Origin of the sequence: Enterobacter cloacae complex sp. P43RS (genome assembly GCF_014930585.1) — a bacterium.
GTDB classification, from domain to species: domain Bacteria; phylum Pseudomonadota; class Gammaproteobacteria; order Enterobacterales; family Enterobacteriaceae; genus Enterobacter; species Enterobacter bugandensis.
In genome coordinates this window covers 374,870-399,550 of record NZ_JADBRJ010000004.1, presented here as the reverse complement: position 1 = coordinate 399,550, position 24,681 = coordinate 374,870, and the positions used below count along the sequence as shown (strand labels likewise).

General features: G+C 55.4%; 29 protein-coding genes. 17 read left to right on the top strand and 12 right to left on the bottom strand.

The window, feature by feature from the left end:
- Window positions 1-141: 141 nt before the first annotated feature.
- Together yjfN and bsmA are read right to left on the bottom strand one after the other, a co-directional pair.
- The gene (gene yjfN, locus IM294_RS11160; protein WP_032644956.1) at window positions 142-429 is read right to left on the bottom strand and encodes a DUF1471 family protease activator YjfN; all 288 of its coding nucleotides are present in this window, start codon (window positions 427-429) and stop codon (window positions 142-144) included.
- Window positions 430-565: 136 nt separating this feature from the next.
- Window positions 566-895 (bottom strand): biofilm peroxide resistance protein BsmA, encoded by a 330-nt coding sequence (bsmA, locus tag IM294_RS11155; RefSeq protein ID WP_028015263.1) that lies wholly within the window; start codon window positions 893-895, stop codon window positions 566-568.
- A gap of 137 nt (window positions 896-1,032) precedes the next feature.
- On the opposite strand from bsmA, the gene yjfP reads away from it, so the two are divergent.
- Window positions 1,033-1,755 (top strand): esterase, encoded by a 723-nt coding sequence (yjfP, locus tag IM294_RS11150; RefSeq protein ID WP_126817973.1) that lies wholly within the window; start codon window positions 1,033-1,035, stop codon window positions 1,753-1,755.
- On the opposite strand, the gene ulaR is transcribed toward yjfP, so the two are convergent.
- The gene (ulaR, locus tag IM294_RS11145; protein ID WP_024907324.1) at window positions 1,752-2,507 is read right to left on the bottom strand and encodes an HTH-type transcriptional regulator UlaR; all 756 of its coding nucleotides are present in this window, start codon (window positions 2,505-2,507) and stop codon (window positions 1,752-1,754) included. The genes yjfP and ulaR overlap by 4 nt on opposite strands.
- A gap of 110 nt (window positions 2,508-2,617) precedes the next feature.
- Complete coding sequence (ulaG, locus tag IM294_RS11140; protein WP_006810379.1) at window positions 2,618-3,682, bottom strand: L-ascorbate 6-phosphate lactonase; 1,065 nt, start codon at window positions 3,680-3,682, stop codon at window positions 2,618-2,620.
- A 358-nt stretch (window positions 3,683-4,040) separates the two neighbouring features.
- Here ulaG and ulaA point away from each other — a divergent pair, with 358 nt between their 5' ends.
- From ulaA to IM294_RS11110, 6 genes are read left to right on the top strand one after another with little or no spacing between them, the layout of a single operon-like run.
- A complete protein-coding gene (gene ulaA, locus IM294_RS11135; protein WP_028015265.1) occupies window positions 4,041-5,441 on the top strand; it encodes a PTS ascorbate transporter subunit IIC in 1,401 nt (466 codons plus the stop codon).
- Window positions 5,442-5,453: 12 nt separating this feature from the next.
- Entirely contained in the window at window positions 5,454-5,759 is a 306-nt protein-coding gene (gene ulaB, locus IM294_RS11130; protein WP_003856022.1) for a PTS ascorbate transporter subunit IIB, read from the top strand.
- Between the two features lie 9 nt (window positions 5,760-5,768).
- The gene (ulaC, locus tag IM294_RS11125) at window positions 5,769-6,236 is read left to right on the top strand and encodes a PTS ascorbate transporter subunit IIA (RefSeq protein ID WP_045259633.1); all 468 of its coding nucleotides are present in this window, start codon (window positions 5,769-5,771) and stop codon (window positions 6,234-6,236) included.
- A 12-nt stretch (window positions 6,237-6,248) separates the two neighbouring features.
- Window positions 6,249-6,899, top strand: coding sequence for a 3-keto-L-gulonate-6-phosphate decarboxylase UlaD (gene ulaD, locus IM294_RS11120; protein WP_023334265.1), 651 nt, complete (start codon window positions 6,249-6,251; stop codon window positions 6,897-6,899).
- 9 nt (window positions 6,900-6,908) lie between these two features.
- On the top strand, window positions 6,909-7,769 hold the full coding sequence (locus IM294_RS11115; protein ID WP_045259632.1) for an L-ribulose-5-phosphate 3-epimerase: 861 nt from the start codon (window positions 6,909-6,911) through the stop codon (window positions 7,767-7,769).
- On the top strand, window positions 7,762-8,448 hold the full coding sequence (locus IM294_RS11110) for an L-ribulose-5-phosphate 4-epimerase (RefSeq protein ID WP_126817972.1): 687 nt from the start codon (window positions 7,762-7,764) through the stop codon (window positions 8,446-8,448). Before IM294_RS11115 ends, IM294_RS11110 begins: the two co-directional genes overlap by 8 nt.
- A gap of 138 nt (window positions 8,449-8,586) precedes the next feature.
- Here the strand turns inward: IM294_RS11110 and yjfY are convergent, their stop codons facing one another.
- Window positions 8,587-8,862 (bottom strand): DUF1471 family protein YjfY, encoded by a 276-nt coding sequence (gene yjfY, locus IM294_RS11105; RefSeq protein ID WP_126817971.1) that lies wholly within the window; start codon window positions 8,860-8,862, stop codon window positions 8,587-8,589.
- 340 nt (window positions 8,863-9,202) lie between these two features.
- Between yjfY and rpsF the strand changes: the two genes are divergently transcribed.
- The 5 genes from rpsF to IM294_RS11080 all read left to right on the top strand — a co-directional run bounded on the left by rpsF (window position 9,203) and on the right by IM294_RS11080 (window position 11,724).
- Window positions 9,203-9,598 (top strand): 30S ribosomal protein S6, encoded by a 396-nt coding sequence (gene rpsF, locus IM294_RS11100; RefSeq protein WP_014068637.1) that lies wholly within the window; start codon window positions 9,203-9,205, stop codon window positions 9,596-9,598.
- A 6-nt stretch (window positions 9,599-9,604) separates the two neighbouring features.
- The gene (priB, locus tag IM294_RS11095) at window positions 9,605-9,919 is read left to right on the top strand and encodes a primosomal replication protein N (RefSeq protein WP_028015270.1); all 315 of its coding nucleotides are present in this window, start codon (window positions 9,605-9,607) and stop codon (window positions 9,917-9,919) included.
- 4 nt (window positions 9,920-9,923) lie between these two features.
- On the top strand, window positions 9,924-10,151 hold the full coding sequence (gene rpsR, locus IM294_RS11090; RefSeq protein ID WP_000135199.1) for a 30S ribosomal protein S18: 228 nt from the start codon (window positions 9,924-9,926) through the stop codon (window positions 10,149-10,151).
- A gap of 41 nt (window positions 10,152-10,192) precedes the next feature.
- Complete coding sequence (rplI, locus tag IM294_RS11085) at window positions 10,193-10,642, top strand: 50S ribosomal protein L9 (RefSeq protein WP_006810372.1); 450 nt, start codon at window positions 10,193-10,195, stop codon at window positions 10,640-10,642.
- Between the two features lie 152 nt (window positions 10,643-10,794).
- Complete coding sequence (locus IM294_RS11080) at window positions 10,795-11,724, top strand: DMT family transporter (RefSeq protein WP_126817970.1); 930 nt, start codon at window positions 10,795-10,797, stop codon at window positions 11,722-11,724.
- A 46-nt stretch (window positions 11,725-11,770) separates the two neighbouring features.
- On the opposite strand, the gene IM294_RS11075 is transcribed toward IM294_RS11080, so the two are convergent.
- Window positions 11,771-12,409: an OapA family protein gene (locus IM294_RS11075; protein ID WP_028015272.1), complete on the bottom strand. Its 639-nt coding sequence runs from the start codon at window positions 12,407-12,409 to the stop codon at window positions 11,771-11,773.
- Window positions 12,410-12,642: 233 nt separating this feature from the next.
- Between IM294_RS11075 and fklB the strand changes: the two genes are divergently transcribed.
- Entirely contained in the window at window positions 12,643-13,263 is a 621-nt protein-coding gene (gene fklB, locus IM294_RS11070) for an FKBP-type peptidyl-prolyl cis-trans isomerase (protein ID WP_008502892.1), read from the top strand.
- 312 nt (window positions 13,264-13,575) lie between these two features.
- On the top strand, window positions 13,576-14,985 hold the full coding sequence (cycA, locus tag IM294_RS11065) for a D-serine/D-alanine/glycine transporter (protein WP_041911474.1): 1,410 nt from the start codon (window positions 13,576-13,578) through the stop codon (window positions 14,983-14,985).
- A gap of 86 nt (window positions 14,986-15,071) precedes the next feature.
- Here cycA and ytfE read toward each other — a convergent pair whose 3' ends face one another.
- On the bottom strand, window positions 15,072-15,734 hold the full coding sequence (ytfE, locus tag IM294_RS11060) for an iron-sulfur cluster repair protein YtfE (protein WP_045631260.1): 663 nt from the start codon (window positions 15,732-15,734) through the stop codon (window positions 15,072-15,074).
- Between the two features lie 244 nt (window positions 15,735-15,978).
- On the opposite strand from ytfE, the gene IM294_RS11055 reads away from it, so the two are divergent.
- Complete coding sequence (locus tag IM294_RS11055; protein WP_045259627.1) at window positions 15,979-17,628, top strand: methyl-accepting chemotaxis protein; 1,650 nt, start codon at window positions 15,979-15,981, stop codon at window positions 17,626-17,628.
- 79 nt (window positions 17,629-17,707) lie between these two features.
- Here IM294_RS11055 and IM294_RS11050 read toward each other — a convergent pair whose 3' ends face one another.
- The 3 genes from IM294_RS11050 to IM294_RS11040 all read right to left on the bottom strand — a co-directional run bounded on the left by IM294_RS11050 (window position 17,708) and on the right by IM294_RS11040 (window position 20,502).
- On the bottom strand, window positions 17,708-18,673 hold the full coding sequence (locus tag IM294_RS11050; protein WP_041911471.1) for a DMT family transporter: 966 nt from the start codon (window positions 18,671-18,673) through the stop codon (window positions 17,708-17,710).
- A gap of 75 nt (window positions 18,674-18,748) precedes the next feature.
- Complete coding sequence (locus IM294_RS11045) at window positions 18,749-19,573, bottom strand: AraC family transcriptional regulator (RefSeq protein ID WP_059357775.1); 825 nt, start codon at window positions 19,571-19,573, stop codon at window positions 18,749-18,751.
- Between the two features lie 80 nt (window positions 19,574-19,653).
- Complete coding sequence (locus IM294_RS11040; protein ID WP_126817969.1) at window positions 19,654-20,502, bottom strand: SDR family oxidoreductase; 849 nt, start codon at window positions 20,500-20,502, stop codon at window positions 19,654-19,656.
- Window positions 20,503-20,586: 84 nt separating this feature from the next.
- On the opposite strand from IM294_RS11040, the gene IM294_RS11035 reads away from it, so the two are divergent.
- Window positions 20,587-20,973 carry a helix-turn-helix domain-containing protein gene (locus IM294_RS11035; RefSeq protein ID WP_028015279.1) on the top strand — a complete coding sequence of 129 codons (387 nt, stop codon included), beginning with the start codon at window positions 20,587-20,589 and terminating at the stop codon, window positions 20,971-20,973.
- A 40-nt stretch (window positions 20,974-21,013) separates the two neighbouring features.
- Here the strand turns inward: IM294_RS11035 and IM294_RS11030 are convergent, their stop codons facing one another.
- Window positions 21,014-22,957: a bifunctional 2',3'-cyclic-nucleotide 2'-phosphodiesterase/3'-nucleotidase gene (locus tag IM294_RS11030; RefSeq protein ID WP_126817968.1), complete on the bottom strand. Its 1,944-nt coding sequence runs from the start codon at window positions 22,955-22,957 to the stop codon at window positions 21,014-21,016.
- A 190-nt stretch (window positions 22,958-23,147) separates the two neighbouring features.
- On the opposite strand from IM294_RS11030, the gene cysQ reads away from it, so the two are divergent.
- Window positions 23,148-23,888 (top strand): 3'(2'),5'-bisphosphate nucleotidase CysQ, encoded by a 741-nt coding sequence (gene cysQ / locus IM294_RS11025; protein ID WP_028015281.1) that lies wholly within the window; start codon window positions 23,148-23,150, stop codon window positions 23,886-23,888.
- Here the strand turns inward: cysQ and IM294_RS11020 are convergent.
- On the bottom strand, window positions 23,882-24,439 hold the full coding sequence (locus tag IM294_RS11020; RefSeq protein WP_028015282.1) for a YtfJ family protein: 558 nt from the start codon (window positions 24,437-24,439) through the stop codon (window positions 23,882-23,884). The two genes, cysQ and IM294_RS11020, sit on opposite strands and share 7 nt — an antisense overlap.
- Between the last annotated feature and the right edge of the window lie 242 nt (window positions 24,440-24,681).

Below are 24,681 nucleotides of genomic sequence, written 5' to 3'. Positions count from 1 at the left end.
TTCAACGGCAGAGCGGAGATTACGTTTACTGAATTAATGTAACAAAATGTTATTTTATTGTTTTAGAGTGGTTTTAAATTAGATAAAAAATTTGCAAAAACGAAAAGCCACTAAAAATAAGTGGCTTTTATCAGGAAGGATTTATACATAGAGAATGGCCTGTACCCGCCACTGGTCGATATGGTTATCTTCCTGCATCTGGATGATGCGATACCATGACGCGCCCTGTTCATCGGCCTTTAATGCCACGATACGTTCAACGTCTTGCGGGCTCCCCGGAATGTTATTGACGGAGATCTGGCCTATTTCATTCAGACCTGTTACGCAATCCGCACTGGCGAATTCTGCTGACTGCGCGGTGGTGCTCACCAGGCCTGCAGAGAGCAACAGAGAGGTCAAAGCAAGAGTTCGTTTCATCGTCAGCTCCATTTCACATATTTCCGGTATCCGCCGGGCAATCCTTCGCGAATAAACTCCCATTCCTTGTTGCTGGCATGGAGTTTATTGTGGACAGGAAAATGTCTATGGACGCAAAGCAGTGTAAATGTCGTTCAAAGGTAAACCATTATTTCCGGTACAAAATGGCTTGTGAATACCACTGCCCCGTTATGATGGTTTCGTCGATCATAATAATGACGTAATAATCTGCTTTGGCAGCGACGGCTTGTGCCTTTATTGCGTCTTCTGCGTCATCCGGCGAACCGCGAACGAGCGCGGAGACGGTGCCCATTCGCTGTAATCCTTCCGTCTGATTACGACGAATCTCCTGCGGATGATCGGCAACCGGGGGAGCGGGTTGCGGTGTGCCCTGCAGTGCGCTACAGCCGCTGAGCAGAAACACCAGCAATAAAGCAGCAAACCTGTGCATAACCATATCTCGTTTCCTGTTAGCCATAGTGTAGTTGTCTGCGAATTTAGTTTTGGGGGAATGTTCCCGAAGTGTTATCTGGGACGTAATTTTCGAATGAAAATAGCGTCAAACCGTAATCCAGTTCTCAACATTATGAATCATTCATTCGTACAGGGTCGACAATGATTGAAATTGAAATACGCCATCTCGGCGACCATGAAATTTTACACGCTGTGCCGGCAGGGAAACGTGATAAATCGCTGCCTGTTGTGGTTTTTTATCATGGGTTTACCTCATCGAAACTGGTTTACAGTTATTTTGCAGTGGCGCTGGCTCAGGCAGGTTTTCGCGTGGTAATGCCGGATGCGCCTGACCACGGCGCGCGCTTTACGGGCAATGAGCGGACGCGACTGGGGCAGTTCTGGCACATTCTGCACGGCAGCCTGACCGAGTTTGCCGGGTTGCGCGATGCGCTCTATGAGGCAGGGCTGGTGGCCGACAATCGGCTGGCGGTGGCCGGGGCGTCGATGGGCGGCATGACGGCGCTGGGGATTATGACGCATCATCCTGACGTGCGATCTGTCGCCTGTCTGATGGGCTCGGGCTATTTTACCTCGCTGGCGAAGACGCTTTTCCCCCCTCAGGATTTAACGGAAATTACGCCGATGCTGGCAGAGTGGGAAGTGACCCGGGCATTGACGCGCCTGGCCGATCGCCCGCTGCTGCTATGGCACGGTGATGCGGACGATGTTGTCCCGCCCGATGGAACCTTCCGCCTGCAGCAGGCGTTAAAGAATGAAGGACTGGACGCTAATCTGACCTGTTTGTGGGAATCAGGCGTCCGTCACCGCATCACGCCAGCGGCGCTGGACGCCACGGTGGCGTTTTTCCGCAAGCATCTTTAAACGCGCAGGACTTTCACCCCTTGATCTTCCAGCTTCTGGAGGATCTCGGGATTCGCCCCTTTGCCGGTGATCACCATGTCGATCTGTTCTGCGCGGCTGAACAGCATGCCTGCGCGTTCACCGACTTTGCTGCTGTCGACCAGCACAACGAGCTTACCCACCACGTTGAGCATGTTTTGTTCCGCCATCGCGGTCAGCATATCGGTTTTATACAGGCCGTCAGCGGTCAGGCCTTTGCCGCTGGTAAACATCCAGTGCCCGGCGTAGAGACTGTTTTCGCTGTCCTGCGGGCTGAGCGTGATGGACTGGCTTTTGTTGTACTGGCCGCCCATGATCACCACGCTTTCATGTTCCTGATCGATCAGGTAGTTAGCCAGCGGCAAATAGTTGGTAATGATTTGCACCGGCTTGCCGCACATTTCACGGCCCAGCAAAAACGCCGTGGAGCCGCAGTTGATGACGACGCTCTCACCGGGGTTCACCAGCTGTGATGCCGCTCTGGCAATCCGTACCTTTTCATCGTGATTCTGCGCCTGATGAATATTCATCGGCGACCAGCGTGGACGCTGCTGGCTGATGGCTTCTGCGCCGTTGCGGACTTTTTTCAGCTTGCCGCTCTCATCCAGCTTGTTGATGTCTCGCCGCGCGGTGGCGGGGGAGATCCCTAAACGTTCGATCACTTTCTCGACGGTGATAAACCCTGTTTGCGCCAGGAGTTCCAGTAAAATTTGATGCCGTTGCGCTTCCGTCATGAGCTATTCCGATAAGAATTGATTTGAAAAGATGATATTTGAAATAGCGTGAAATTACTAAAATAAATATGAAATCGCCAGACACAGGGTCTGGCGATGTGGCCTCACAATCAGAGGAAGGATTTGAACGGGAGATCCGGCTCAATGGTGAAGCAATCATCGAAGCCGCGCGGGTAGTGATACTCGAGATTGTCTTTGTCCAGCGGCCAGGTGAACTTGCCGCCTACCTGCCAGATAAAGGGCTTGAAGCCGTACTTCAGGCGGTCTTTTTTCATCTCCCACAGCACGCGGATTTCCTGCGGGTCGGCCTGGAAGTTTGACCAGATATCGTGGTGGAACGGGATCACTACTTTGGTGTTGAGCGCTTCCGCCATGCGCAGCATATCGGCGCTGGTCATTTTGTCCGTAATACCGCGCGGGTTTTCCCCGTACGAGCCCAGCGCCACGTCAATCTGATGTTCGTTGCCGTGCTTCGCGTAATAGTTAGAGTAGTGGGAATCACCGCTGTGATACAGGGAGCCGCCCGGCGTCTTGAACAGGTAATTCACCGCACGCTCGTCCATGCCGTCTGGCAGTACCCCAGCAGCCTTCTGGTCGGCCGGCAGGGTAATCAGCGCGGTACGGTCAAAGGCATCCAGCGCGTGGATTTCAATGTCTTTAATTTTCACCACGTCGCCAGGCTTCATCACGATGCAGCGCTCTTTAGGCACGCCCCAGCCAATCCAGAGATCTACGCAGGTTTGCGGCCCGATAAACGGTACGTCGTCCGCGCAGTTTTGCATCACCGCTGCCGCCACGTTCACGTCGATATGGTCGTTATGATCGTGAGTAGAAAGCACGGCATCGATCTGGCGAATGGCAAAAGGATCAAGCACAAACGGCGTGGTGCGCAGGTTCGGCTGGAGCTTTTCCACGCCGGCCATACGCTGCATCTGGTGGCCTTTTTTCATCAGCGGGTTACCGTGGCTCTGTTTGCCGGTGCCGCACCAGAAATCGACGCAGATATTGGCGCCGCCTTCAGATTTCAGCCAGATACCGGTGCAGCCCAGCCACCACATTGCAAACGTGCCAGGAGCAACCTGTTCCTGCTCGATCTCTTCGTTCAGCCAGCTACCCCACTCCGGAAAGGTGCTCAGAATCCATGACTCACGGGTAATGGTTTTCACTTTACTCATCGTTTTGACTCCTGGTTTAATCAAAAATAATCACATGGTGATTCGTTATGATTAATGCTGGCACTATTTGACGTGCTTTGCAATGGTGAAAGTGCGGAATTTTATCTGCGCGACTTCACGGACTCTCCACTCTTTACTTGTTAGATTATCCTGCATTAAACATTAATTCCATGAATTATAAGGATTAATTTATTTTTGTGGTGCGGTAGTGAAAATCATTACTAACAGCATGGAAATAAATTGCGTGATGCGTCACAAATAATCAAATGCAATCTTGTGGTGATTATTTGTGATTAATAGAGTGATGGCACCAACCGCACAGGGATTGCCCCTCGTGTTCTCATTTCTGGAGAGAGTTATGGAGATCCTCTACAACGTCTTTACCGTTTTCTTTAATCAGGTAATGACCAACGCCCCGCTGTTGCTGGGTATCGTGACGTGCCTGGGGTACATCCTACTGCGCAAAAGCGTCAGCGTGATTATTAAAGGCACCATCAAAACCATTATCGGTTTCATGCTGTTGCAGGCGGGGTCAGGCATTCTGACCAGCACGTTTAAGCCGGTCGTCGCTAAAATGTCGGAAGTGTATGGCATCAACGGCGCTATCTCTGATACGTACGCCTCAATGATGGCGACCATCGATCGCATGGGGGATGCCTATAGCTGGGTGGGGTATGCGGTGCTGCTCGCGCTGGCGCTGAACATCATTTACGTGCTCCTGCGCCGCATTACCGGCATTCGCACCATCATGCTCACCGGGCACATCATGTTCCAGCAGGCGGGGCTGATCGCGGTTTCTCTCTATATCTTCGGTTACCCAATGTGGACCACGATTATCTGCACCGCGGTGCTGGTCTCGCTCTACTGGGGTATCACCTCCAACATGATGTACAAGCCAACGCAGATCGTGACCGACGGCTGTGGCTTCTCCATCGGTCACCAGCAGCAGTTTGCCGCCTGGATTGCCTATAAAGTTGCGCCGTACCTGGGCAAAAAAGAGGAGAGTGTCGAAGACCTCAAACTGCCTGGCTGGTTGAATATCTTCCACGACAACATCGTCTCAACGGCGATTGTGATGACCCTCTTTTTCGGCGCCATTCTGCTCTCTTTCGGCATTGACGTCGTGCAGGCGATGGCGGGTAAAACCCACTGGACGGTCTATATCCTGCAGACCGGTTTCTCCTTCGCGGTAGCGATTTTCATCATCACTCAGGGCGTGCGTATGTTCGTCGCCGAGCTGTCGGAAGCCTTTAACGGCATCTCTCAGCGCCTGATCCCTGGTGCGGTACTGGCGATTGACTGCGCGGCTATCTATAGCTTTGCGCCAAACGCCGTCGTCTGGGGCTTTATGTGGGGCACCATCGGCCAGCTGATTGCGGTGGGCATCCTGGTGGGCTGCGGCTCCTCAATCCTGATCATTCCTGGCTTTATCCCGATGTTCTTCTCCAACGCCACCATTGGCGTGTTTGCGAACCACTTCGGCGGCTGGCGCGCGGCGCTCAAGATCTGCCTGGTGATGGGCATGGTGGAAATCTTCGGTTGCGTGTGGGCGGTCAAGCTCACCGGTATGAGCGCCTGGATGGGCATGGCGGACTGGTCAATTCTGGCACCGCCGATGATGCAGGGCTTTGCCTCCGTCGGTCTGGCCTTTATGGCCGTCATCATCCTGATTGCTCTGGCTTATATGTTCTTCGCTGGCCGTTCGCTGCGAGCTGAAGAAGATGCGGAAAAACAAACAGCAGAAGTGTCTGCTCATTAAGGAGTTTCGATTATGACCGTACGTATCCTGGCTGTGTGTGGCAATGGGCAAGGTAGCTCCATGATCATGAAGATGAAAGTGGACCAGTTTTTGACCCAGTCAAACATCGACCACACGGTGAACAGCTGCGCAGTGGGTGAATACAAAAGTGAACTGAACGGCGCGGACATCATCATCGCTTCAACTCATATTGCCGGTGAGATTAGCGTGTCGGGCAACAAATATGTGGTAGGCGTGCGCAACATGCTGTCGCCTGCGGATTTCGGGCCAAAACTGCTGGAAGTGATCAAAGAACACTTCCCACAAGACGTGAAGTAAGGACACCACATGAAACTACGTGATTCGCTGGCAGAGAATAACGCCATCCTTTTACAGGCCGACGCCAGCACCTGGCAGGAAGCGGTGAAGCTGAGTGTGGATCTGCTGGTTAAGGCGGACGTTGTCGAGCCGCGCTATTACCAGGCCATTCTGGATGGCGTGGCGCAGCACGGCCCCTATTTCGTGATTGCGCCGGGCCTGGCCATGCCGCACGGCCGCCCGGAAGAGGGCGTCAAGAAAACCGGTTTTGCACTGGTGACGCTGAAAACGCCGCTGGTGTTCAACCACGAAGATAACGACCCGGTCGACATTCTCATCACCATGGCGGCCGTTGATGCCAACACCCACCAGGAGGTGGGCATCATGCAGATCGTCAACCTGTTTGATGACGAAGCCAATTTTGACCGTTTACGCGCCTGCCGCACCGCGCAGGAAGTGCTGGATTTAATTGATAACGCCACTGCGGCGGCCGTTTAAGAGGAATTGAACATGTCATTACCAATGTTGCAAGTTGCGCTGGATAACCAGACGCTGTCTCACGCTTACGAAACCACCCGCCTGATTGCGGAAGAGGTGGATATCATCGAAGTGGGGACCATTCTGTGCGTGGGCGAAGGCGTGCGCGCCGTTCGTGACCTGAAAGCGCTCTATCCGCACAAAATCGTGCTGGCGGATGCCAAGATTGCTGACGCAGGCAAAATCCTTTCCCGCATGTGCTTTGAAGCCAACGCCGACTGGGTCACCGTGATCTGCTGTGCGGATATCAACACCGCCAAAGGCGCGCTGGACGTGGCAAAAGAGTTTAACGGCGACGTGCAGATTGAACTGACCGGCTTCTGGACCTGGGAGCAGGCGCAGGAGTGGCGCGATGCGGGCATCCAGCAGGTGGTGTATCACCGCAGCCGCGATGCGCAAGCCGCAGGCGTGGCGTGGGGCGAAGCGGATATCAGCGCGATTAAGCGTCTGGCGGATATGGGCTTCAAAGTCACCGTCACCGGTGGCCTGGCGCTGGAAGATCTGCCGCTGTTCCAGGGCATCCCTATTCACGTCTTTATCGCTGGCCGCAGCATTCGCGACGCGGCATCTCCGGTGGAAGCGGCGCGTCAGTTCAAACGCTCAATCGCTCAGCTTTGGGGTTAAGGAGCGGGTATGTTGTCAAAACAGGTCCCGCTTGGCATTTATGAAAAGGCACTCCCTGCAGGGGAGTGCTGGCTGGAGCGGTTACGGCTGGCAAAACAGCTGGGTTTCGATTTTGTCGAAATGTCCGTGGATGAGACGGATGTGCGCCTTTCTCGCCTGGATTGGCGTCGCGAGCAGCGCCTGGCGCTGGTGGGCGCCATTGCCGAAACCGGCGTGCGCGTGCCGTCCATGTGTCTGAGCGCCCACCGCCGTTTTCCGCTCGGCAGTGAAGACGATGCCGTGCGCGCTGAAGGGCTGGAGATCATGCGCAAAGCCATTCGTTTTGCGCAGGATGTCGGCATCCGCGTGATCCAGCTGGCGGGTTACGACGTCTACTATCAGGAAGCCAACGACGAAACGCGCCGTCGTTTCCGTGACGGCCTGAAAGAGAGCGTTGAGATGGCAAGCCGCGCGCAGGTCACGCTGGCGATGGAGATCATGGACTACCCGTTGATGAACTCCATCAGCAAGGCGCTGGGCTATGCGCACTATCTGAATAACCCCTGGTTCCAGCTTTATCCGGATATCGGCAATCTGTCGGCCTGGGATAACGACGTGCAGATGGAGCTGCAGGCGGGCATCGGGCATATCGTGGCGGTGCACGTCAAAGATACCCGCCCTGGCGTGTTTAAAAACGTACCGTTCGGCACCGGGGTGGTGGATTTCGAACGGTGCTTCGAGACGCTCAAACAGACAGGTTATTGCGGGCCTTATCTGATTGAGATGTGGAGCGAAACGTCAGACGATCCGGCTGCGGAAGTGGCAAAAGCGCGGGACTGGGTGCGCGAGCGTATGGCGCGCGCGGGGTTACTGGAGGCTGAACATGCTTAAGCTGAAACAGCAGGTCTTTGAGGCCAATATGGATCTGCCGCGCTATGGCCTGGTAACGTTCACCTGGGGCAACGTGAGCGCCATCGACCGTGAACAAGGTCTGGTGGTGATCAAGCCGAGCGGCCTGGCGTATGAAATCATGAAAGCGGACGATATGGTGGTGGTCGACCTCGAAGGAAACGTCGTTGAGGGCAAATGGCGTCCTTCTTCTGATACGGCGACCCATCTGGCGCTGTACCAGCGTTATCCATCGCTGGGTGGCGTTGTGCATACCCACTCCACGCACGCCACCGCCTGGGCACAGGCGGGGTTGCCCATCCCGGCGCTGGGCACGACGCATGCAGACTACTTCTTCGGCGACATTCCCTGCACGCGGGCATTATCGCAGGCTGAAGTAGAAGGGGAGTACGAACGCAACACCGGCAAGGTGATTATTGAAACGCTGGGAGAAACTGAACCGCTGCATACGCCGGGTATTGTGGTCTATCAGCACGGCCCGTTCGCCTGGGGAAAAGATGCCCACGACGCCGTTCATAATGCGGTTGTCATGGAGGAAGTGGCGCGCATGGCGTGGATTGCCCGCGACATTAATCCACAGCTTCAGGGCATTGACGATTACCTGATGAACAAGCATTTCATGCGCAAGCACGGCCCGAATGCCTACTACGGGCAGAAGTGAATAAGTGCTCTGGAATACCGAAAACAGTTGTAACCGGTGGTATTCCGGAGCCATTCACAAAAAAAGCCCCCGGACAGGGGGCAACTTCAACTATGGCTATGTTCTCGTTGTTGGCTTTCCTGGTGCTAGCGTTAAAGGTTACCGGTAGATATCTGCACTGGTGTGCATATTGCCGTTGCTGCCGGGCTCACGGGTTAACATCACGTGGTAATAGGTTGCGCCCTGGGCATCGGTCTCTTCATTTAGTGCCCGATCTGCTTCGCTTTCAGTGGCGAAATTATGATTGATATAGATTACGCCCAAGCTGTGCACATCATCCATGTTTCTGGCCTGCCGGCCGTCTATTTTGATGGCTGCCATCGCGTTTGCACTGAGCAAAAGCGCCGCCATTATGGCTACTGCGATTTTTTTCATGATATGCGCTCCACGACTGCGTGCTGTGTGAGGGAAATACTCCTTCTTTAATTCAGTTGAGCTCTGATTAAAGTGTAATCATTCCTCCGGCGGGGATGCGTGACCATTTCTGATGCAGTTGTTCAAAAAAACAACGCTTCCTGATGCGATTAATTTTAAATCACCCACTTAGACCAGCTTTACGCTTTGTGCGAATTATTTGTGCAATCAGCTTGAGTTTCCTGGGGGGGGCAAGTATTATGACGCGTCAATTTTTCAGCCGACCTTTAACACGTTCCTTGCCTCCCCGGGCCTCGGCTGACCCAGACAGGAGGCTGAATAATCCGTAAGGAGCAATTCGATGCGTCATTACGAAATCGTTTTTATGGTCCATCCTGACCAGAGCGAACAGGTTCCGGGTATGATCGAGCGTTACTCTGCTGCCATCACTGGTGCAGAAGGTACGATCCACCGTCTGGAAGACTGGGGCCGCCGTCAGCTGGCTTACCCGATCAACAAACTGCACAAAGCACACTACGTTCTGATGAACGTTGAAGCGCCGCAGGAAGTTATCGATGAGCTGGAAACTACCTTCCGCTTCAACGATGCCGTTATCCGCAGCATGGTTATGCGTACCAAAAACGCAGTTACCGAAGCATCTCCGATGGTTAAAGCGAAAGACGAGCGCCGTGAGCGTCGCGATGATTTCGCAAACGAAACCGCAGATGATTCTGATGCTGGGGATTCTGAAGAGTAATTTCTGATGACCAACCGTCTGGCGTTGTCCGGCATCGTATGCAGGGCTCCCCTTCGAAAGGTCAGTCCATCAGGAATTCCGCATTGCCAGTTCGTGCTTGAGCATCGTTCTGTGCAAGAGGAAGCCGGGTTTCACCGGCAGGCGTGGTGCCAAATGCCCGTTATTATTAGCGGACACGAAAACCAGGCCATTACTCACAGTTTAACGGTCGGTAGCGCAGTAATCGTTCAGGGGTTCATCTCTTGCCACAAGGCAAAGAACGGCCTGAGCAAAATGGTTCTGCATGCCGAGCAGATTGATTTGATAGATACTGGAGACTAGCCATATGGCACGTTATTTCCGTCGTCGCAAGTTCTGCCGTTTCACCGCGGAAGGCGTTCAAGAGATCGACTATAAAGATATCGCAACGCTGAAAAACTACATCACCGAAAGCGGTAAGATTGTCCCAAGCCGTATCACCGGTACTCGTGCAAAATATCAGCGTCAGCTGGCTCGCGCTATCAAACGCGCTCGCTACCTGTCCCTGCTGCCGTACACTGATCGTCATCAGTAATCGGGCACGGTCCATTAATACGACTTTAAGAGGATAAGGTAATGCAAGTTATTCTGCTTGATAAAGTAGCAAACCTGGGCAGCCTGGGTGATCAGGTTAACGTTAAAGCGGGCTACGCTCGTAACTTCCTGGTTCCACAGGGTAAAGCTGTTCCAGCTACTAAGAAAAACGTAGAGTTTTTCGAAGCACGTCGCGCTGAACTGGAAGCCAAACTGGCTGACGTTCTGGCGGCTGCTAACGCTCGCGCTGAAGCAATCAACGCACTGGGCACTGTTACCATCGCTTCCAAAGCTGGCGACGAAGGTAAACTGTTCGGTTCCATCGGTACCCGCGATATCGCTGATGCAGTTACTGCAGCAGGCGTTAAAGTGGCTAAGAGCGAAGTTCGCATGCCGAACGGCGTTCTGCGTACCACTGGTGAGCACGAAGTTGACTTCCAGGTTCACAGCGAAGTGTTCGCTAAACTGGTTGTTAACGTTGTAGCTGAGTAATTTTTTACTCTGCTCGCGTCGAAGCGCCGGCCTTGTGCCGGCGTTTTGCTATTTAAAGCTACCGGAAATTCTCTTTTTATCTCGTATGGTAGCTATTCCTGACGCATTCTCTGATAATAAATTGAAACGCAATTTTATTTATGAGATTTGTCATGGATACCGCTCTGCCCACGCCCGTCTTTGCCCGTCGACATGTGGCCTACGCCTGCGCCACGCTCTGCTGCCTGCTTTGGGGGAGCTCGTACCCGGCCATTAAAAATGGCTACGAACTCTTTCAGATCGCGACCGATGATATTCCGTCCAAAGTCGTTTTTGCCGGATACCGTTTTCTGTTTGCCGGTGCCTTGCTGCTGCTGTTTGCGCTGGCCCAGCGCAAACCGATTGGCAGGCTCACGCCCGCGCAGTTTGGCCAGCTCGCGATCCTCGGGCTGACCCAGACCACCATTCAGTACACATTCTTCTATATAGGACTGGCCTACACGACGGGGGTAAACGGCTCAATCATGAACGCCACCGGGACTTTCTTCAGCGTACTGCTGGCGCACTGTATCTACCACAATGACAAACTCAGCTATAACAAAACGCTGGGCTGTATTCTTGGGTTTGCCGGGGTGATGCTGGTGAACTTTCACAGTGGGTTAAGCGATTTCCAGTTTATCTGGAAAGGCGACGGTTTTGTGGTGCTGGCGGCTTTTATTCTCTCTGCCGCCACGCTTTACGGGAAACGTATTTCCCAGACCGTCGACCCAACGGTGATGACCGGCTGGCAGCTGGCGATAGGCGGGGCTGCGCTGGTTGCGGGAGGTTATGCCACGGGCGGAACGCTGGAAGTGCACAGCATGAAGGCCGTTGCGGTGCTGGGGTATCTGACGCTGCTCTCATCGGTGGCGTTCGCCCTGTGGAGCGCGCTGCTGAAAGTGAACCGGGTAAGCATGATTGCTCCGTTCAACTTTGTCATTCCTGTTGCAGGGACGGTGCTTTCCGCCATTTTCCTCGGCGAAAACATTCTGGATATCAAATACGCGATTGCGCTGGTGCTGGTCTGCACGGGGATCTGGTGGGTGAATAAACGGAGTGCCTGAGAACAAAAGTGCCGGGTGGCGGCTTCGCCTTACCCGGCATACGCCATTAACGTGCTCTGATGAAACTGCCGTCCGGCTGGCGGGTAAACAGCACCTGCTGCCCATTTCCGGTATCAATGGTCAGCCCGGTGACCACCCCGCTGGCGTTCTGGCGAATCTGCACCATCTGGCCGTTCTGTAAGTTACTCAGCGGTTTACCTGCGCCTTCCACTTTTGCCATGGCATACACGTCGGTCGGCGGCAGGTTGTGATCGCGGAAAAGCTGTGCCAGGGTTTTGCCCGGCTCCACGCGATAGGAACGCCACTGCTGCTCGATGCCGGTCGGCTGCTGGGTTTGCGGCTCAGACGGCGCTGCGGCCTGCTCCTGTTCATCCTGAACGGGTTCGGGTTCAACAGGCGCGACCTGACCCGGATCGTTAGACGGGGTTACCAGCTGCGTCTGCATCGGCTGCGCGTCAGGCTGCGGCCGCGTTTGCGACTGAAGATCCAGCTGCGCATTGCGGGTGACCGGCGCGGTATCAACATCATCACCGCCGGAAGGAAGCAGGAAGCCCACGATCACCATCAGCGCACCAATGATGATCCCCCTGCGGTGCAGAGGAGGCAGCGGGTCCATAATGCGAAAATTGTCCGGCGCCTGCCAGATTTTCGCCAGGGTAGGTTTCAGTTCAAATCGCCCGGGCATGGCTCTCCTCCTGCTCCGCGTCTTTTATATCCTGTGCTTCGAAGTATAGTTCGCTAACTGCCTGAACGACGTAGCAAACCGGACATCCGTGACATCAGTTCGGGATTAATCCTGGTTGTCTCTATTGTTTCTGTTTCGTCGCGGTTTGTCACCTTAACTTCAGACAAAGTTTTACCCATAAGGGCATGGCTGATATGCTGCCCGCTACTTTAAATGTGATGGAAGGAAAACCCATGACCACCCCGACTTTTGACACTATCGAAGCGCAGGCAAGTTACGGTATCGGCTTGCAGGTAGGACAGCAGCTGAGCGAATCCGGCCTGGAAGGTCTGTTACCTGAAGCGCTGGTGGCGGGTATCGCTGATGCGCTGGAAGGTAAACAGCCTGCCGTTCCGGTTGACGTTGTGCATCGTGCGCTGCGTGAAATCCACGAACGTGCTGACGCTGTGCGTCGCGCGCGCTTCGAAGAGATGGCAGCCGAAGGCGTGAAATATCTGGAAGAGAACCGCGAGCGCGAAGGCGTGAACAGCACCGAATCCGGCCTGCAGTTCCGCGTGATCAACCAGGGCGACGGCGCTATCCCGGCGCGTACCGACCACGTTCGCGTGCACTATACCGGTAAGCTGATCGACGGAACCGTGTTCGACAGCTCCGTGGCGCGCGGCGAACCGGCTGAGTTCCCGGTCAACGGCGTAATCGCGGGCTGGATCGAAGCCCTGACCCTGATGCCAGTGGGTTCCAAATGGGAACTGACCATCCCGCACAACCTGGCTTACGGCGAGCGTGGCGCTGGCGCGTCCATCCCGCCATTCAGCACTCTGGTCTTTGAAGTCGAGCTGCTGGAAATTCTGTAATCGACTTTACTTATTTCCTCTCCCCGCCCGGGGAGAGGAAAATAGTGATAAAACCCATAGTTACGACGGAATCAACATTTTATCTTGCAAACGAAACTGTTGCGTGTATTTTTGTGAGCTGTTTCGCGCTGTATGAGTGATATGACACTCACTTTCAACATATTATTAACATAATATCTAAATCATAGTATTCATCCCGCCGATTCTTACCTAATATCGATAAACCCTTACGAAGGGACCGTCATTTATTTGACGTTTTTAAAGGCCAGAAGAGCCTTAACAACACAGACAGGCATAAACAGGAAAAATTACATGGTAGATCAGGTCAAAGTCGCCGCTGCAGAAGAGGCGACGTCTGAACAGTCGCTACGGCGCAATCTCACAAACCGTCATATACAGCTTATCGCCATCGGCGGTGCCATCGGCACCGGGCTGTTTATGGGGTCCGGCAAAACCATCAGTCTTGCCGGGCCGTCGATCATCTTCGTTTATATGATCATCGGTTTTATGCTCTTCTTCGTGATGCGCGCAATGGGTGAATTGCTGCTCTCGAACCTCGAATACAAATCCTTCAGCGACTTCGCGTCGGACCTGCTCGGCCCGTGGGCGGGCTACTTTACCGGCTGGACCTACTGGTTCTGCTGGGTGGTCACCGGCATGGCGGACGTCGTGGCGATTACCGCTTACGCGCAGTTCTGGTTCCCGGGGCTGTCGGACTGGGTCGCCTCGCTGGCGGTGATTATTCTGCTGCTGAGCCTGAACCTTGCCACCGTGAAAATGTTCGGTGAGATGGAGTTCTGGTTCGCGATGATCAAGATTGTCGCTATCGTGGGGCTGATTGTGGTGGGCCTGGTGATGGTCCTGACGCACTTCCAGTCGCCAACGGGCGTTCAGGCGTCCTTCACCCATCTGTGGAACGACGGCGGCTGGTTCCCGAAAGGCATCAGCGGCTTCTTTGCAGGCTTCCAGATTGCGGTGTTTGCGTTTGTGGGGATTGAGCTTGTCGGAACGACCGCTGCGGAAACCAAAGATCCGGAGAAGTCCCTGCCGCGCGCCATCAACTCCATACCGGTGCGTATCATCATGTTCTACGTCTTCGCGCTGATCATCATTATGTCCGTGACGCCGTGGAGCTCCGTGGTGCCCAGCAAGAGCCCGTTCGTTGAGCTGTTCGTGCTGGTAGGGCTGCCTGCTGCGGCGAGCCTGATTAACTTCGTGGTGCTGACCTCTGCGGCATCGTCTGCGAACAGCGGCGTGTTCTCAACCAGCCGTATGCTGTTTGGTCTGGCGCAGGAGGGCGTAGCGCCGAGTGCCTTTGCGAAACTCTCTAAACGTGCGGTACCGGCGAAAGGGCTGACCTTCTCCTGCATGTGCCTGCTGGGTGGCGTGGTGATGCTCTACGTAAACCCAAGCGTAATTGGCGCGTTTACCATGATCACCACGGTGTCGGCGATCCTGTTCATGTTCGTCTGGACCATTATCCTGTGCTCGTACCTCGTGTACCGCAAACAGCGTCCGCACCTGCATGAGAAGTCGATCTACAAGATGCCGCTGGGCAAGCTGATGTGCTGGGTGTGCATGGCGTTCTTCGTGTTCGTGCTGGTGCTGCTGACGCTCGAAGATGACACCCGTCAGGCGCTGATCGTCACGCCGCTGTGGTTTATCGCGCTGGGGCTGGGCTGGCTGTTTATCGGTAAGAAACGTATGGCAGGCATGCGTTAAGCATGTTGCCGGGTGGCGCTGACGCTTACCCGGCCTATGTTCGAGGACGTTGTAGGCCCGGTAAGCGCTAGCGCCACCGGGCTTTTTTATTCCCCCGCCAATGCCCGCGGGAACAGCACGTTATTCTCAAGGCTGATGTGCTCCATCAGGTCGTCAATCATCTCGTTAATGCCGTTGTACATCGCTTTCCAGGTGGTGCACGCTTCCGGCGGCGGCGTGACGTTGTTAGTGGTGTGTTTGATCACATCCAGCAGTTCGCCCGCGTCATCGTGCTCGCTTTCCATTACGCTGATAGGCCCCATCGCCTGGCTTCCCATTCCCTGTTTAATCATCGGGAAGAGGATCTGCTCTTCTTTCATCATGTGGCTGGAAAGCTCTTCATGCAGCATGGTCAGGTATTTTGCCAGACCGCGCGGCACGGAAGGCTTGTCGGCATGTACGCGCTCAACTTTCGTTGCCTGCAGGATCAGCTCAGGCAGCTGTTCACGGTGGCGGTCGTGGTAACGCACGATGATATGGTCGATGATTTCCGTGAGCGGGGCGGTGCGCCAGTCTTTTTCAACAGGCTGTTCAGCCAGCAGCGCCAGCTCCGCTTCGATAGCCTCCACGTCCAGTTCCTTGCGCGAGGCCGCTCGCGCCAGCGTTTGCTTACCGCCGCAGCAGTAATCCATATCGTATTTACGGAACAGCGCGGAAGCGCGAGGGATGGAGAGCGCCAGCTCGCCGAGGGGTTGGTCGCGAAAGGCCATAGCAGTTACCTCGTCATTAAAAATATAAGATGCATATTAAATGCATCTTTAAGGCGGCGCTATAACCCTTTAGAGGGAAGGGGGAAAGTGCGACACGGATCACAAAAAAATGTCCCGTTTAACTCTCTGAATGGATTTAGGAAAGTGGTTTAGAAAGTTTTTAAAGGTGGAGAAACAGTAAACAACCCGCCGCGCGTGCCGATAGATACACGTCAGACAAACCTGCATATAACAAAGGCAACGCATGTTTAAACGTATAAAAGTCATTACTCTTCTTATTTCGGTGCTGCTTGTGCTCGGCATCATGCAAGTGATTTCCGCGGGTATCTTTATCAACGCGCTGAATAACGATAAAGACAACTTCACCGTGTCGCAGCTTTCCAGCCAGAACGTGGCGGAATTTACCGACGCCTGGATCAGCCTGAACCAGGCGCGCGTTACGCTAAACCGCGGGATGCTGCGTCTGCAAAGCAGCATGGCCTCTCAGATTAACGGCGGACAACTGAACGAGCTGGTTAACACCGCGAAAAATCTGCTGGCCAATGCGCAGGTCCATTACGACAAATACTACGCCCTGCCGAATACCCCGGGTCTGGATGAGAATCTGGCCGATCGGCTGGAAGAGCAGTACCGCATCTACTCCGCCACGTTGACGCAAATGAACGTTCTGCTGGGCCAGGGCAACCTGGAAGATATGTTCAAGCAGAATGCCGAACAGAAGCAGACGGCAATGCAAAAGGTCTATCGCGAATGGCGCGAGGCGCAGGCTGCGCTCACCAGTAAAGGCATTCAGGATAACGAAAGCGACTACAAGCGCATCCTGTGGATCCTTTCTGCCGTCATGATCCTCGTCATTGCGGTGATTATCTCCAGCTGGATCGCCATGCGCCGGGTGCTGCTGCTGCCGCTGGAAGAGGTGATCAACCATATCCGCGCCATCGCGGCAGGGGATTTAACCCAGCCGATTCAGGCTGAAGGCAAAAACGAAATGGCTATCCTGGCGCGCAACGTGCAGGAGATGCAAACCTCGCTGGCGAACACCGTGGGCGTGGTGCGTGAAGGCGCAGACACCATCTATACCGGTGCGGGTGAAATCTCGGCGGGCAGCAACGACCTCTCTTCTCGTACCGAGCAGCAGGCCGCGTCTCTGGAAGAGACGGCAGCCAGCATGGAACAACTGACCGCCACTGTGAAGCAGAATGCGGATAACGCGCGTCAGGCGTCTCGTCTGGCGCTGGATGCCTCCTCAACCGCGAAGAAGGGCGGTAACGTGGTGGAAGGCGTGGTGCGCACCATGGACGAGATCGCCACCAGCTCCAGCAAAATCGCGCAAATTACTAACGTTATCGACGGCATTGCCTTCCAGACCAACATTCTGGCGCTGAACGCGGCGGTGGAAGCGGCGCGTGCGGGTGAGCAGGGCCGTGGCTTTGCAGTGGTTGCAGGAGAAGTACGCACGCTTGCCCAGCGCAGCGCCCAGGCGGCGAAAGAGATTAAGGCGCTGATCGATGATTCCGGCGAACGTGTCAACGCGGGTTCCCAGCTGGTGAACGAAGCGGGCGCGACGATGGCGGAAATCGTTAACGCGGTTACCCGCGTGACCGACATCATGGGCGAAATTGCCTCTGCCTCTGACGAGCAGAGCCGCGGTATCGACCAGGTTGGTCAGGCGGTAGCCGAGATGGACCGCGTAACCCAGCAGAACGCCTCGCTGGTGGAGGAGTCTGCGGCGGCAGCGGCGGCGCTGGAAGATCAGGCCGCACGCCTGAACGAAGCGGTAGCAGTGTTCAAAATAACGCGTAATCAGGCGGTCAAAGCGGCACCGGTGAAAACCTATGTGCCAAAAGCGCAGCCAGCAGCGACGGCGTCTGAAGCGAACTGGGAAACGTTTTAAGGGCTTGCCCGGTGGCGGCTACGCCTTACCAGACCTACTGTTTTGTAGGCCCTGCAAGCGTAGCGCCGCTGGGCATTACTCACATCTCCGAAGCCGGAACGACCCTCGGTTTTTCCGGCTTCGCTCTTACCGCCATCACCACCCCCACCACCAGCAGCGCGATCCCGCAGGCCGTTAACAGCGGCGGCACGCTCTGGCGCATCAGGAAGGTGTACAGCAGCCCGGCCAGGGTTTCGAACACAATCAGCGGCCCTAAGATCACCGTCGGCAGCTTCTGGCTGGCAATGTTCCAGCACAGCGCGCCCACCCAGGAGCACAGCACCGCAATCGCAACCATTAAGCCAATAAAGACCCAGGGTCTTGGCCCGAAGGGCTGGGCAAATTCCGGCTGCTGATGACCCAGCCAGAGGCATGCGCCGGCATACCCCACTAACGAGACGGGGAGCGTGACCAGCGCCTGCGCCGTTGCCCACATCATCGGGTGTTTATCCGGGTTCTCCCGCAGCCAGCGCGCATTGCGCAGGGCGTACCAGGCCCAGCACGCGACCGAGATGAACGCTAAAACGATCCCCGAACCGTAACGCCATAAGCTGAAGTCTGCCAGGCCGTGGCGCAGCTCGGCGATATTGACGCACACCAGCCCCACGGCGGTGCAGGCCAGGGCGGGTATCATTTTCGACCACGCCAGCTTGCCGTCCCGATGACTATAGAGCAGATTCGCGAAGATGGGGATGACCACCGGCAGCGTGCCGATAATCATGGTCGACACCGGCGCTCCGGTTCGCTGAATGGCGCTTGCCAGGCAGACGTAATAGATGAGATTGCCCATCATGGTCAGCGCCAGCGCGGTGCCCCAGTCCTGACGGCTGAGCTGTCGCAAGCGCGTACGCCCCAGCCAAGCCAGAGGAAGGGCAATCAGCCCGAGCGCCAGATAACGTCCGGTAGACTGCAATATCGCCGGGTATTCCGGCACGATCAGAGGGCCGACAAAGATCAGCCCCCACATCAGACCTGCAAGCAGGGCATACAACACGCCGCTAATCATTTTTCCATCCACATTGATTTACTCTGCACTCAGTCTAGAAGGGGGAAACGCGCGCGTATTGTATGAGATTGCGCATTAGCGCCGGGTGACCTGTTTCTGGTAGCGCACGGGCGTAATGCCGTAGCGGCGGGTGAAGGCGCGGGTTAAATGCGACTGGTCGGTCAGCCCCGTTGCGGCGGCGACTTCGGCGGCGGGCATACCGTGGGTGAGAAACGCCTTGGCGCGCCACAGGCGGATGGCCATTAACATCTGGTGCGGCGTAACGTGAAAATGGGCTTTGAACTGGCGCTGGAAATGGTACGGGCTGAGCGAGACAACGTTCGCCAGTTCGTCCAGCGTCAGGGCGTGCATATAGTTGTCGTGCAAATACTCGCGCACGCGCTCGAAACGGTGTGCGCCTTCCTGAACCACCGGCGCGTGATGGGCTAGCGGCTGAAAGGTCTCGATCAGATCCAGCAATAAGCCTTTTTGCGCCAGCGGATCGTCCGTATGCCACAGGCCGTAAATTAGCCTGCCGATCTGCTGAGAGCGCTGCGGGTCGTAACGGGTTACGTCGCTGAACCACCAGTGGCGCAGGCCGGTTACCTCTTCCAGAAGATCGGGTTCGATGTAGACCATCCGGTAGCGCCAGCCGTCTTCGGTCGCGGACTCCCCGGTATGGATCTCGTCCGGGTTCATGGTAACAACGGATTTTTCAGGTGCGAGATGCTGGGTGCCGCGATAGCGAAAGCGTTCGGCGCCGGTTTCGATGGTACCGATGCCGAAGGCTTCATGGGTGTGGGGCTCAAAGGCGTAGTCAGAGATATGCGCGTGATAGAGTTCAAGGCCCGGCAGCTGCGCCAGATGGCGAAAGCGCGCGCTGTCTCTCTCGTCAGTAAACTGTTCCGGTACGCCTTGCACGGTGAGCCTCCTCTGGGTCATCACTACATTATCAGAGATGACCCGAGGGGATGCCACAAAAAATAACCAATCCGTAACAATTACAGAATGGCTTTGACGCTCTCCGCCAGCGGTGTAGTCGGGCGGCCAATCAGCTTGCTCAGGGTACGGCTGTCGTCAAACAGACCGCCTTTGGACGCGCCCACGTCGGAGTCCGCCAGCATATCCGCCAGCCCGGCGGGTAAACCCACGCTCTTCAATGCGGCTGCAAAGTCCGCTTCGCTCAGGTTTTGATACGCCACAGGTTTACCGCTCTGCTTACTCAGTTCCGCCGCAAGCTCGCTCAATGTCCAGCCGTGGTCGCCTGCCAGTTCGTATACCTTGCCCGCATGACCCTCTTCAGCGATCACTTTGGCTGCCGCCGCGGCATAGTCTGCGCGGGTGGCAGAGGCAATTTTGCCTTCGCCTGCGGCACCAATGAATACGCCGTGTTCCAGCGCAGACGGCGCGCTCGCCAGGTAGTTTTCGGTGTACCAGCCGTTGCGCAGCAGGGCGTATGGCACGCCAGATTCTGCCAGCGCTTTCTCGGTTTCGACATGTTCAACGTGCAGACCCAGCGGTGATTTATCCGCGTGCAGCAGGCTGGTGTAGGCGATAAATTTCACGCCTGCCGCTTTGGCGGCGTTGATAACGTTCTGGTGCTGGGTCGCGCGCTGGCCCACTTCGCTGGAGGAGATGAGCAGCAGCTTTTCCACGCCGCTCAGCGCGGCAGTAAAGGCGGCCTTATCGGTGTAATCCGCCTGACGAACCACAATACCCTGGTTGCTTAACGCTTCAGCTTTCGCCGGGTTACGAACAATGGCAACAATCTGGTTTGCTGGAACGGTTTTCAGCAGTTCTTCAATAACGTGCTGGCCAAGCTGGCCGGTAGCGCCGGTAATCGCGATCATGATAAATCTCCTTCGTGTTTGTCTGGTGTTGTGGCACACTATCACCATAGCTAACTTTTAGTAAGTACGTACAAAAAGGTAAGTATGAAAAAAACGATCCCAACGCTCAGCGAGCAAATGCGCGATGGCAATCTCTTCGCGGAACAGTGCCCTTCACGGGAGGTGCTTAAACACGTTACCAGCCGCTGGGGCGTGCTGATCCTGCTGGCTCTGCGCGGAGGAACGCACCGTTTTAGCGAGCTGCGCCATAAAATGGGCGGGGTGAGCGAAAAGATGCTGTCCCAGTCGCTTCAGGCGCTGGAGCAGGACGGGTTTGTCGATCGCGTGTCGTATCCGGTCGTGCCGCCGCACGTCGAGTATAGCCTGACACCGATGGGCATCGAGGTGAGCGAGAAAGTCGCCGCGCTGGCGGACTGGATTGAAGTCAATACGCCGAAGGTGATGGCGAATCGGGATGAGCGTGCGGCGTAAAAGCCGGGTGGCGGTTTCGCCTTACCCGGCACAATCACCGCTACCTGCTTAAATCCACCTGATAAATCGCGAACCCGATATCATCCGTCGCAACCTTCTTCATCGGATACTGCGCCTTATCCTTAATAAACGCGGCTGCCTTATCGGACGGTGACGTTTCAAAGCGGATATCCAGTTTCGCATCGCTGTGGATTGGCGCAAGACGCCAGTTGTTATCCACCGCCGGGTGAATTTCGCCCGCCTTCTTCGACTCCGCGCCGATCCACGCCGCCAGCACCGAGCGGTTTTCGTCCGGCGAGGCAAAAGCGATGTGGCTATCGCCCGTACCGGCAAACTTGCCGCCGTAGGCGCGGTAGTTATTGGTCACCACCAGGAAGGTGGCATTCGGATCGATCGCCTTGCCGTTGAACGTCAGGTTTTTGATGCGTTCGGCCTGCGGGTTAATCGCCTGGCACTCGCCGTCATATTTTGCCGGCTGGGTGACGTCAATCTGGTAATTTACGCCGTCGATCACGTCGAAGTTGTAGGTGCGGAAGCCGTCCCAGTTAATCAGCGGCTGTGGTTTACTGCTCTTCGGGTCGATCTGGTTAAACTGCCCGGCGGAGCATTCCAGCCACTCCTTCACCTCTTTCCCCGTGGCTTTAACCACCACCAGGGTATTCGGGTAGAGATAGAGATCGGCGGCGTTACGGAAGGTCAGCTGGCCTTTTTCGACCTCAACATAGCTTGCCGGGTCGTTCTTGCGTCCGCCCACTTTGAATGGCGCAGCGGCAGACAGCACCGGCAGTTTTGCCAGATCCGGATCGCCCTGAACAAAGTGTTCGGCATAGGCTTTCTGGGCCATGTTGACTACCTGAACGGTCGGATCGTCCTGCACCAGCGCCAGGAAGCTGTACATGTTGTCGGCGGATTTGCCGATCGGCTTGCTGACGAATTCGCGGGTGGCGTCGTGGTCGTGCTTCAGCACGTCGACCAGCTTTTTATCTTCCGCGGCCAGGGATTTTTTAGCCGCCGCGTCGTAAATCGGGCGCGCTTCGGCTTTTGACTGCGTCACCTTCCAGCTGCCGCTGTCGTTATTTAGCACCAGATCCACCACGCCAAGGTGGTCGCCCCACATGCCCGGCATCACCGACGGCACGCCGTTGAGCGTCCCTTTCTCGATATCCGCCCCTTTAATGCTGGCAAAATCTTTGCCCGGGAAAACGGCGTGAGCGTGGCCGAACAGGATCGCGTCAACGCCCGGGACTTCGCTCAGATAGTAAACGGAGTTCTCCGCCATGGCCTGATACGGATCGGCGGAGAGACCCGAGTGGGCGACAATCACCACCAGATCTGCGCCTTTCGCGCGCATTTCCGGCACGTACTTGCGCGCGGTTTCGGTAATGTCATTAACGGTCACTTTGCCGTCGAGGTTGGCTTTATCCCAGGTCATGATCTGCGGCGGTACAAAGCCGATATAGCCGATTTTCAGCGTCTGCTTTTTACCGTCCCGATCGACAACTTCACTCTCTTTAATCAGGTAAGGGGTAAAGAGCGGCTTTTGCGACTTAACGTCGATGATATTGGCGTTAACGTACGGGAACTTCGCGCCGGCCAGCGCATCGTGCAGGTATTTCAGGCCGTAGTTGAATTCGTGGTTGCCCAGGTTGCCGACGACATAGTCCAGCGTGTTCATCGCTTTATAAACCGGATGGATCTCGCCTTTCTTCAGACCTTTCGCCGCCATGTAATCGCCAAGCGGGCTGCCCTGAATGAGATCGCCGTTATCCACCAGCACGCTATTTTTGACTTCACCCCGCGCGGCGTTGATCAAACTTGCTGTACGTACCAGTCCGAATTTTTCCGTAGGGGTATCTTTGTAGTAATCGAAGTCCATCATATTGCTGTGCAGATCGGTCGTTTCCAGAATACGCAGATCTACCGTCGCCGCCTGCACGCTCGCTGCAATCAGCGTCGCCAGAAGCGTTGCACTAAACTTAATCATCAGAGGAGTCCTTTTTTCGATCCGTTCCACAAAAGAGTATGTATCTATCGTTTGTTGCTTACAGAAATGTGAATCCTGACAGAAAAAAGCGACCTGAAACCGGAATTGCTTCACAGATAGCGGAATTGTTCACATTACGATATAACTAAAACAAAGAGTTAACCTCACTGCGTTAACAAAGAGGTGGAAAATGCTAGATAAGATTTGTCAGCTCGCACGGGATGCGGGAGATGCCATCATGCAGGTGTATGACGGTGTTAAACCGATGGAGGTCGTCAGCAAGGCGGACGACTCCCCGGTCACGGCGGCCGATATCGCGGCGCATAAGGTGATCCTGCAAGGTCTGCAGGCCTTAACGCCGGATATCCCCGTTCTGTCTGAAGAAGCGCCGCAAAGCTGGGACGAGCGCCAGCACTGGCAGCGCTACTGGCTGGTCGATCCGCTGGACGGGACAAAAGAGTTCATCAAGCGCAACGGTGAGTTCACCGTCAATATTGCCCTGATTGAGAAGGGTAAAGCGGTGCTCGGCGTGGTCTATGCGCCGGTAATGAAGGTGATGTACAGCGCTGCAGAAGGGAAGGCCTGGAAGGAGGAGTGCGGCGTACGCAAGCAGATCCAGGTGCGCGATGCACGTCCACCGCTGGTGGTGATTAGCCGCTCGCACAGCGACAGCGAGCTGGAGGAATACCTGCAACAGCTGGGTGAACACCAGACCACCTCGATTGGCTCGTCGCTGAAATTCTGCCTGGTGGCGGAAGGTCAGGCGCAGCTGTATCCGCGCTTTGGGCCAACCAACGTCTGGGATACCGCGGCAGGCCATGCCGTTGCCGCGGCCGCCGGGGCGCATGTCCATGACTGGCAGGGCAAGCCGCTGGACTATACCCCGCGCGAATCATTCCTCAACCCCGGCTTCCGCGTCTCTCTTTACTGAGCCAGCAGTTTGTGCAGCAGGGCGACAACCTGCTGCACCTCTTCCTGAGTTAACGCGCCGTCTTTCACCCACTGCACGCGACCGTCCTTATCCAGCACGACAATCGCGGAGCTCTCTTCCTCAAGCTGCCAGGCCTTACGCGTCACGCCATTGCTGTCAACGATAAACTGCGACCACGGGTAGAGCTTTTTATTGCTCTCAAGGCTTGAGCGCACAAACATCCCGGAGCCCGGAATGGCATCATCGGTGTTCACAATCGTGGTGGTCTGGTAGCGGTCATGAGGGAATTTTGCGGCCTTGATCGCCTCCACGAGGCTGGCATTCTTCTCTTTTGCGGATGTACGACCGGCAATATGTTGTACAACTCTCACTTTGCCCGCGAGCTGCGCGCTATTCCAGGCTTTATAGCTAAACTTATCATTGTCGAGAATCAATTCTCCCCGGTCAGCAATGCCGACTGGCGGTACACGTTGTCCTTTTTCAATGCTGTGAGCGGAAGCCCACAGGGGCAGCAGCAGACAAGCTGCCGCAAGGATATTACGTAGGGTCATGGCGTTTCCTTATTGTTTGCAGGTGATCCGACCACTTGGTCATACGCTTTTAATCATAAGTGCGATCAATGTGGTTTTCCCGCAATCCCAGTGCCAGTTTGCGGGTGAACGCACATATCCATGAAAAAACGACGGCTTATACTGCTCTCTATCACGCTTTGCAAAGATTATTCTGAATAATTGTAATCAAACGGTAAATAAACTTATGCACACTGGGTAACACCGTAGTTCTGGTCTATAGT

Coding starts and splice junctions, on each gene's coding strand:
- rplI (WP_006810372.1), top strand. CDS start 10,193: ATGCAAGTTATTCTGCTTGATAAAGTAGCAAACCTGGGCAGCCTGGGT.
- cycA (WP_041911474.1), top strand. CDS start 13,576: ATGGTAGATCAGGTCAAAGTCGCCGCTGCAGAAGAGGCGACGTCTGAA.
- IM294_RS11030 (WP_126817968.1), bottom strand. CDS start 22,957: ATGATTAAGTTTAGTGCAACGCTTCTGGCGACGCTGATTGCAGCGAGC.
- ulaC (WP_045259633.1), top strand. CDS start 5,769: ATGAAACTACGTGATTCGCTGGCAGAGAATAACGCCATCCTTTTACAG.
- IM294_RS11115 (WP_045259632.1), top strand. CDS start 6,909: ATGTTGTCAAAACAGGTCCCGCTTGGCATTTATGAAAAGGCACTCCCT.
- ulaG (WP_006810379.1), bottom strand. CDS start 3,682: ATGAGTAAAGTGAAAACCATTACCCGTGAGTCATGGATTCTGAGCACC.
- IM294_RS11050 (WP_041911471.1), bottom strand. CDS start 18,673: ATGATTAGCGGCGTGTTGTATGCCCTGCTTGCAGGTCTGATGTGGGGG.
- IM294_RS11040 (WP_126817969.1), bottom strand. CDS start 20,502: ATGATCGCGATTACCGGCGCTACCGGCCAGCTTGGCCAGCACGTTATT.
- ulaB (WP_003856022.1), top strand. CDS start 5,454: ATGACCGTACGTATCCTGGCTGTGTGTGGCAATGGGCAAGGTAGCTCC.
- rpsR (WP_000135199.1), top strand. CDS start 9,924: ATGGCACGTTATTTCCGTCGTCGCAAGTTCTGCCGTTTCACCGCGGAA.
- ulaD (WP_023334265.1), top strand. CDS start 6,249: ATGTCATTACCAATGTTGCAAGTTGCGCTGGATAACCAGACGCTGTCT.
- IM294_RS11080 (WP_126817970.1), top strand. CDS start 10,795: ATGGATACCGCTCTGCCCACGCCCGTCTTTGCCCGTCGACATGTGGCC.
- IM294_RS11020 (WP_028015282.1), bottom strand. CDS start 24,439: ATGACCCTACGTAATATCCTTGCGGCAGCTTGTCTGCTGCTGCCCCTG.
- fklB (WP_008502892.1), top strand. CDS start 12,643: ATGACCACCCCGACTTTTGACACTATCGAAGCGCAGGCAAGTTACGGT.
- IM294_RS11055 (WP_045259627.1), top strand. CDS start 15,979: ATGTTTAAACGTATAAAAGTCATTACTCTTCTTATTTCGGTGCTGCTT.
- IM294_RS11110 (WP_126817972.1), top strand. CDS start 7,762: ATGCTTAAGCTGAAACAGCAGGTCTTTGAGGCCAATATGGATCTGCCG.
- IM294_RS11075 (WP_028015272.1), bottom strand. CDS start 12,409: ATGCCCGGGCGATTTGAACTGAAACCTACCCTGGCGAAAATCTGGCAG.
- ulaA (WP_028015265.1), top strand. CDS start 4,041: ATGGAGATCCTCTACAACGTCTTTACCGTTTTCTTTAATCAGGTAATG.
- cysQ (WP_028015281.1), top strand. CDS start 23,148: ATGCTAGATAAGATTTGTCAGCTCGCACGGGATGCGGGAGATGCCATC.
- ytfE (WP_045631260.1), bottom strand. CDS start 15,734: ATGGCCTTTCGCGACCAACCCCTCGGCGAGCTGGCGCTCTCCATCCCT.
- yjfY (WP_126817971.1), bottom strand. CDS start 8,862: ATGAAAAAAATCGCAGTAGCCATAATGGCGGCGCTTTTGCTCAGTGCA.
- IM294_RS11035 (WP_028015279.1), top strand. CDS start 20,587: ATGAAAAAAACGATCCCAACGCTCAGCGAGCAAATGCGCGATGGCAAT.
- bsmA (WP_028015263.1), bottom strand. CDS start 895: ATGGCTAACAGGAAACGAGATATGGTTATGCACAGGTTTGCTGCTTTA.
- yjfP (WP_126817973.1), top strand. CDS start 1,033: ATGATTGAAATTGAAATACGCCATCTCGGCGACCATGAAATTTTACAC.
- priB (WP_028015270.1), top strand. CDS start 9,605: ATGACCAACCGTCTGGCGTTGTCCGGCATCGTATGCAGGGCTCCCCTT.
- ulaR (WP_024907324.1), bottom strand. CDS start 2,507: ATGACGGAAGCGCAACGGCATCAAATTTTACTGGAACTCCTGGCGCAA.
- yjfN (WP_032644956.1), bottom strand. CDS start 429: ATGGAGCTGACGATGAAACGAACTCTTGCTTTGACCTCTCTGTTGCTC.
- rpsF (WP_014068637.1), top strand. CDS start 9,203: ATGCGTCATTACGAAATCGTTTTTATGGTCCATCCTGACCAGAGCGAA.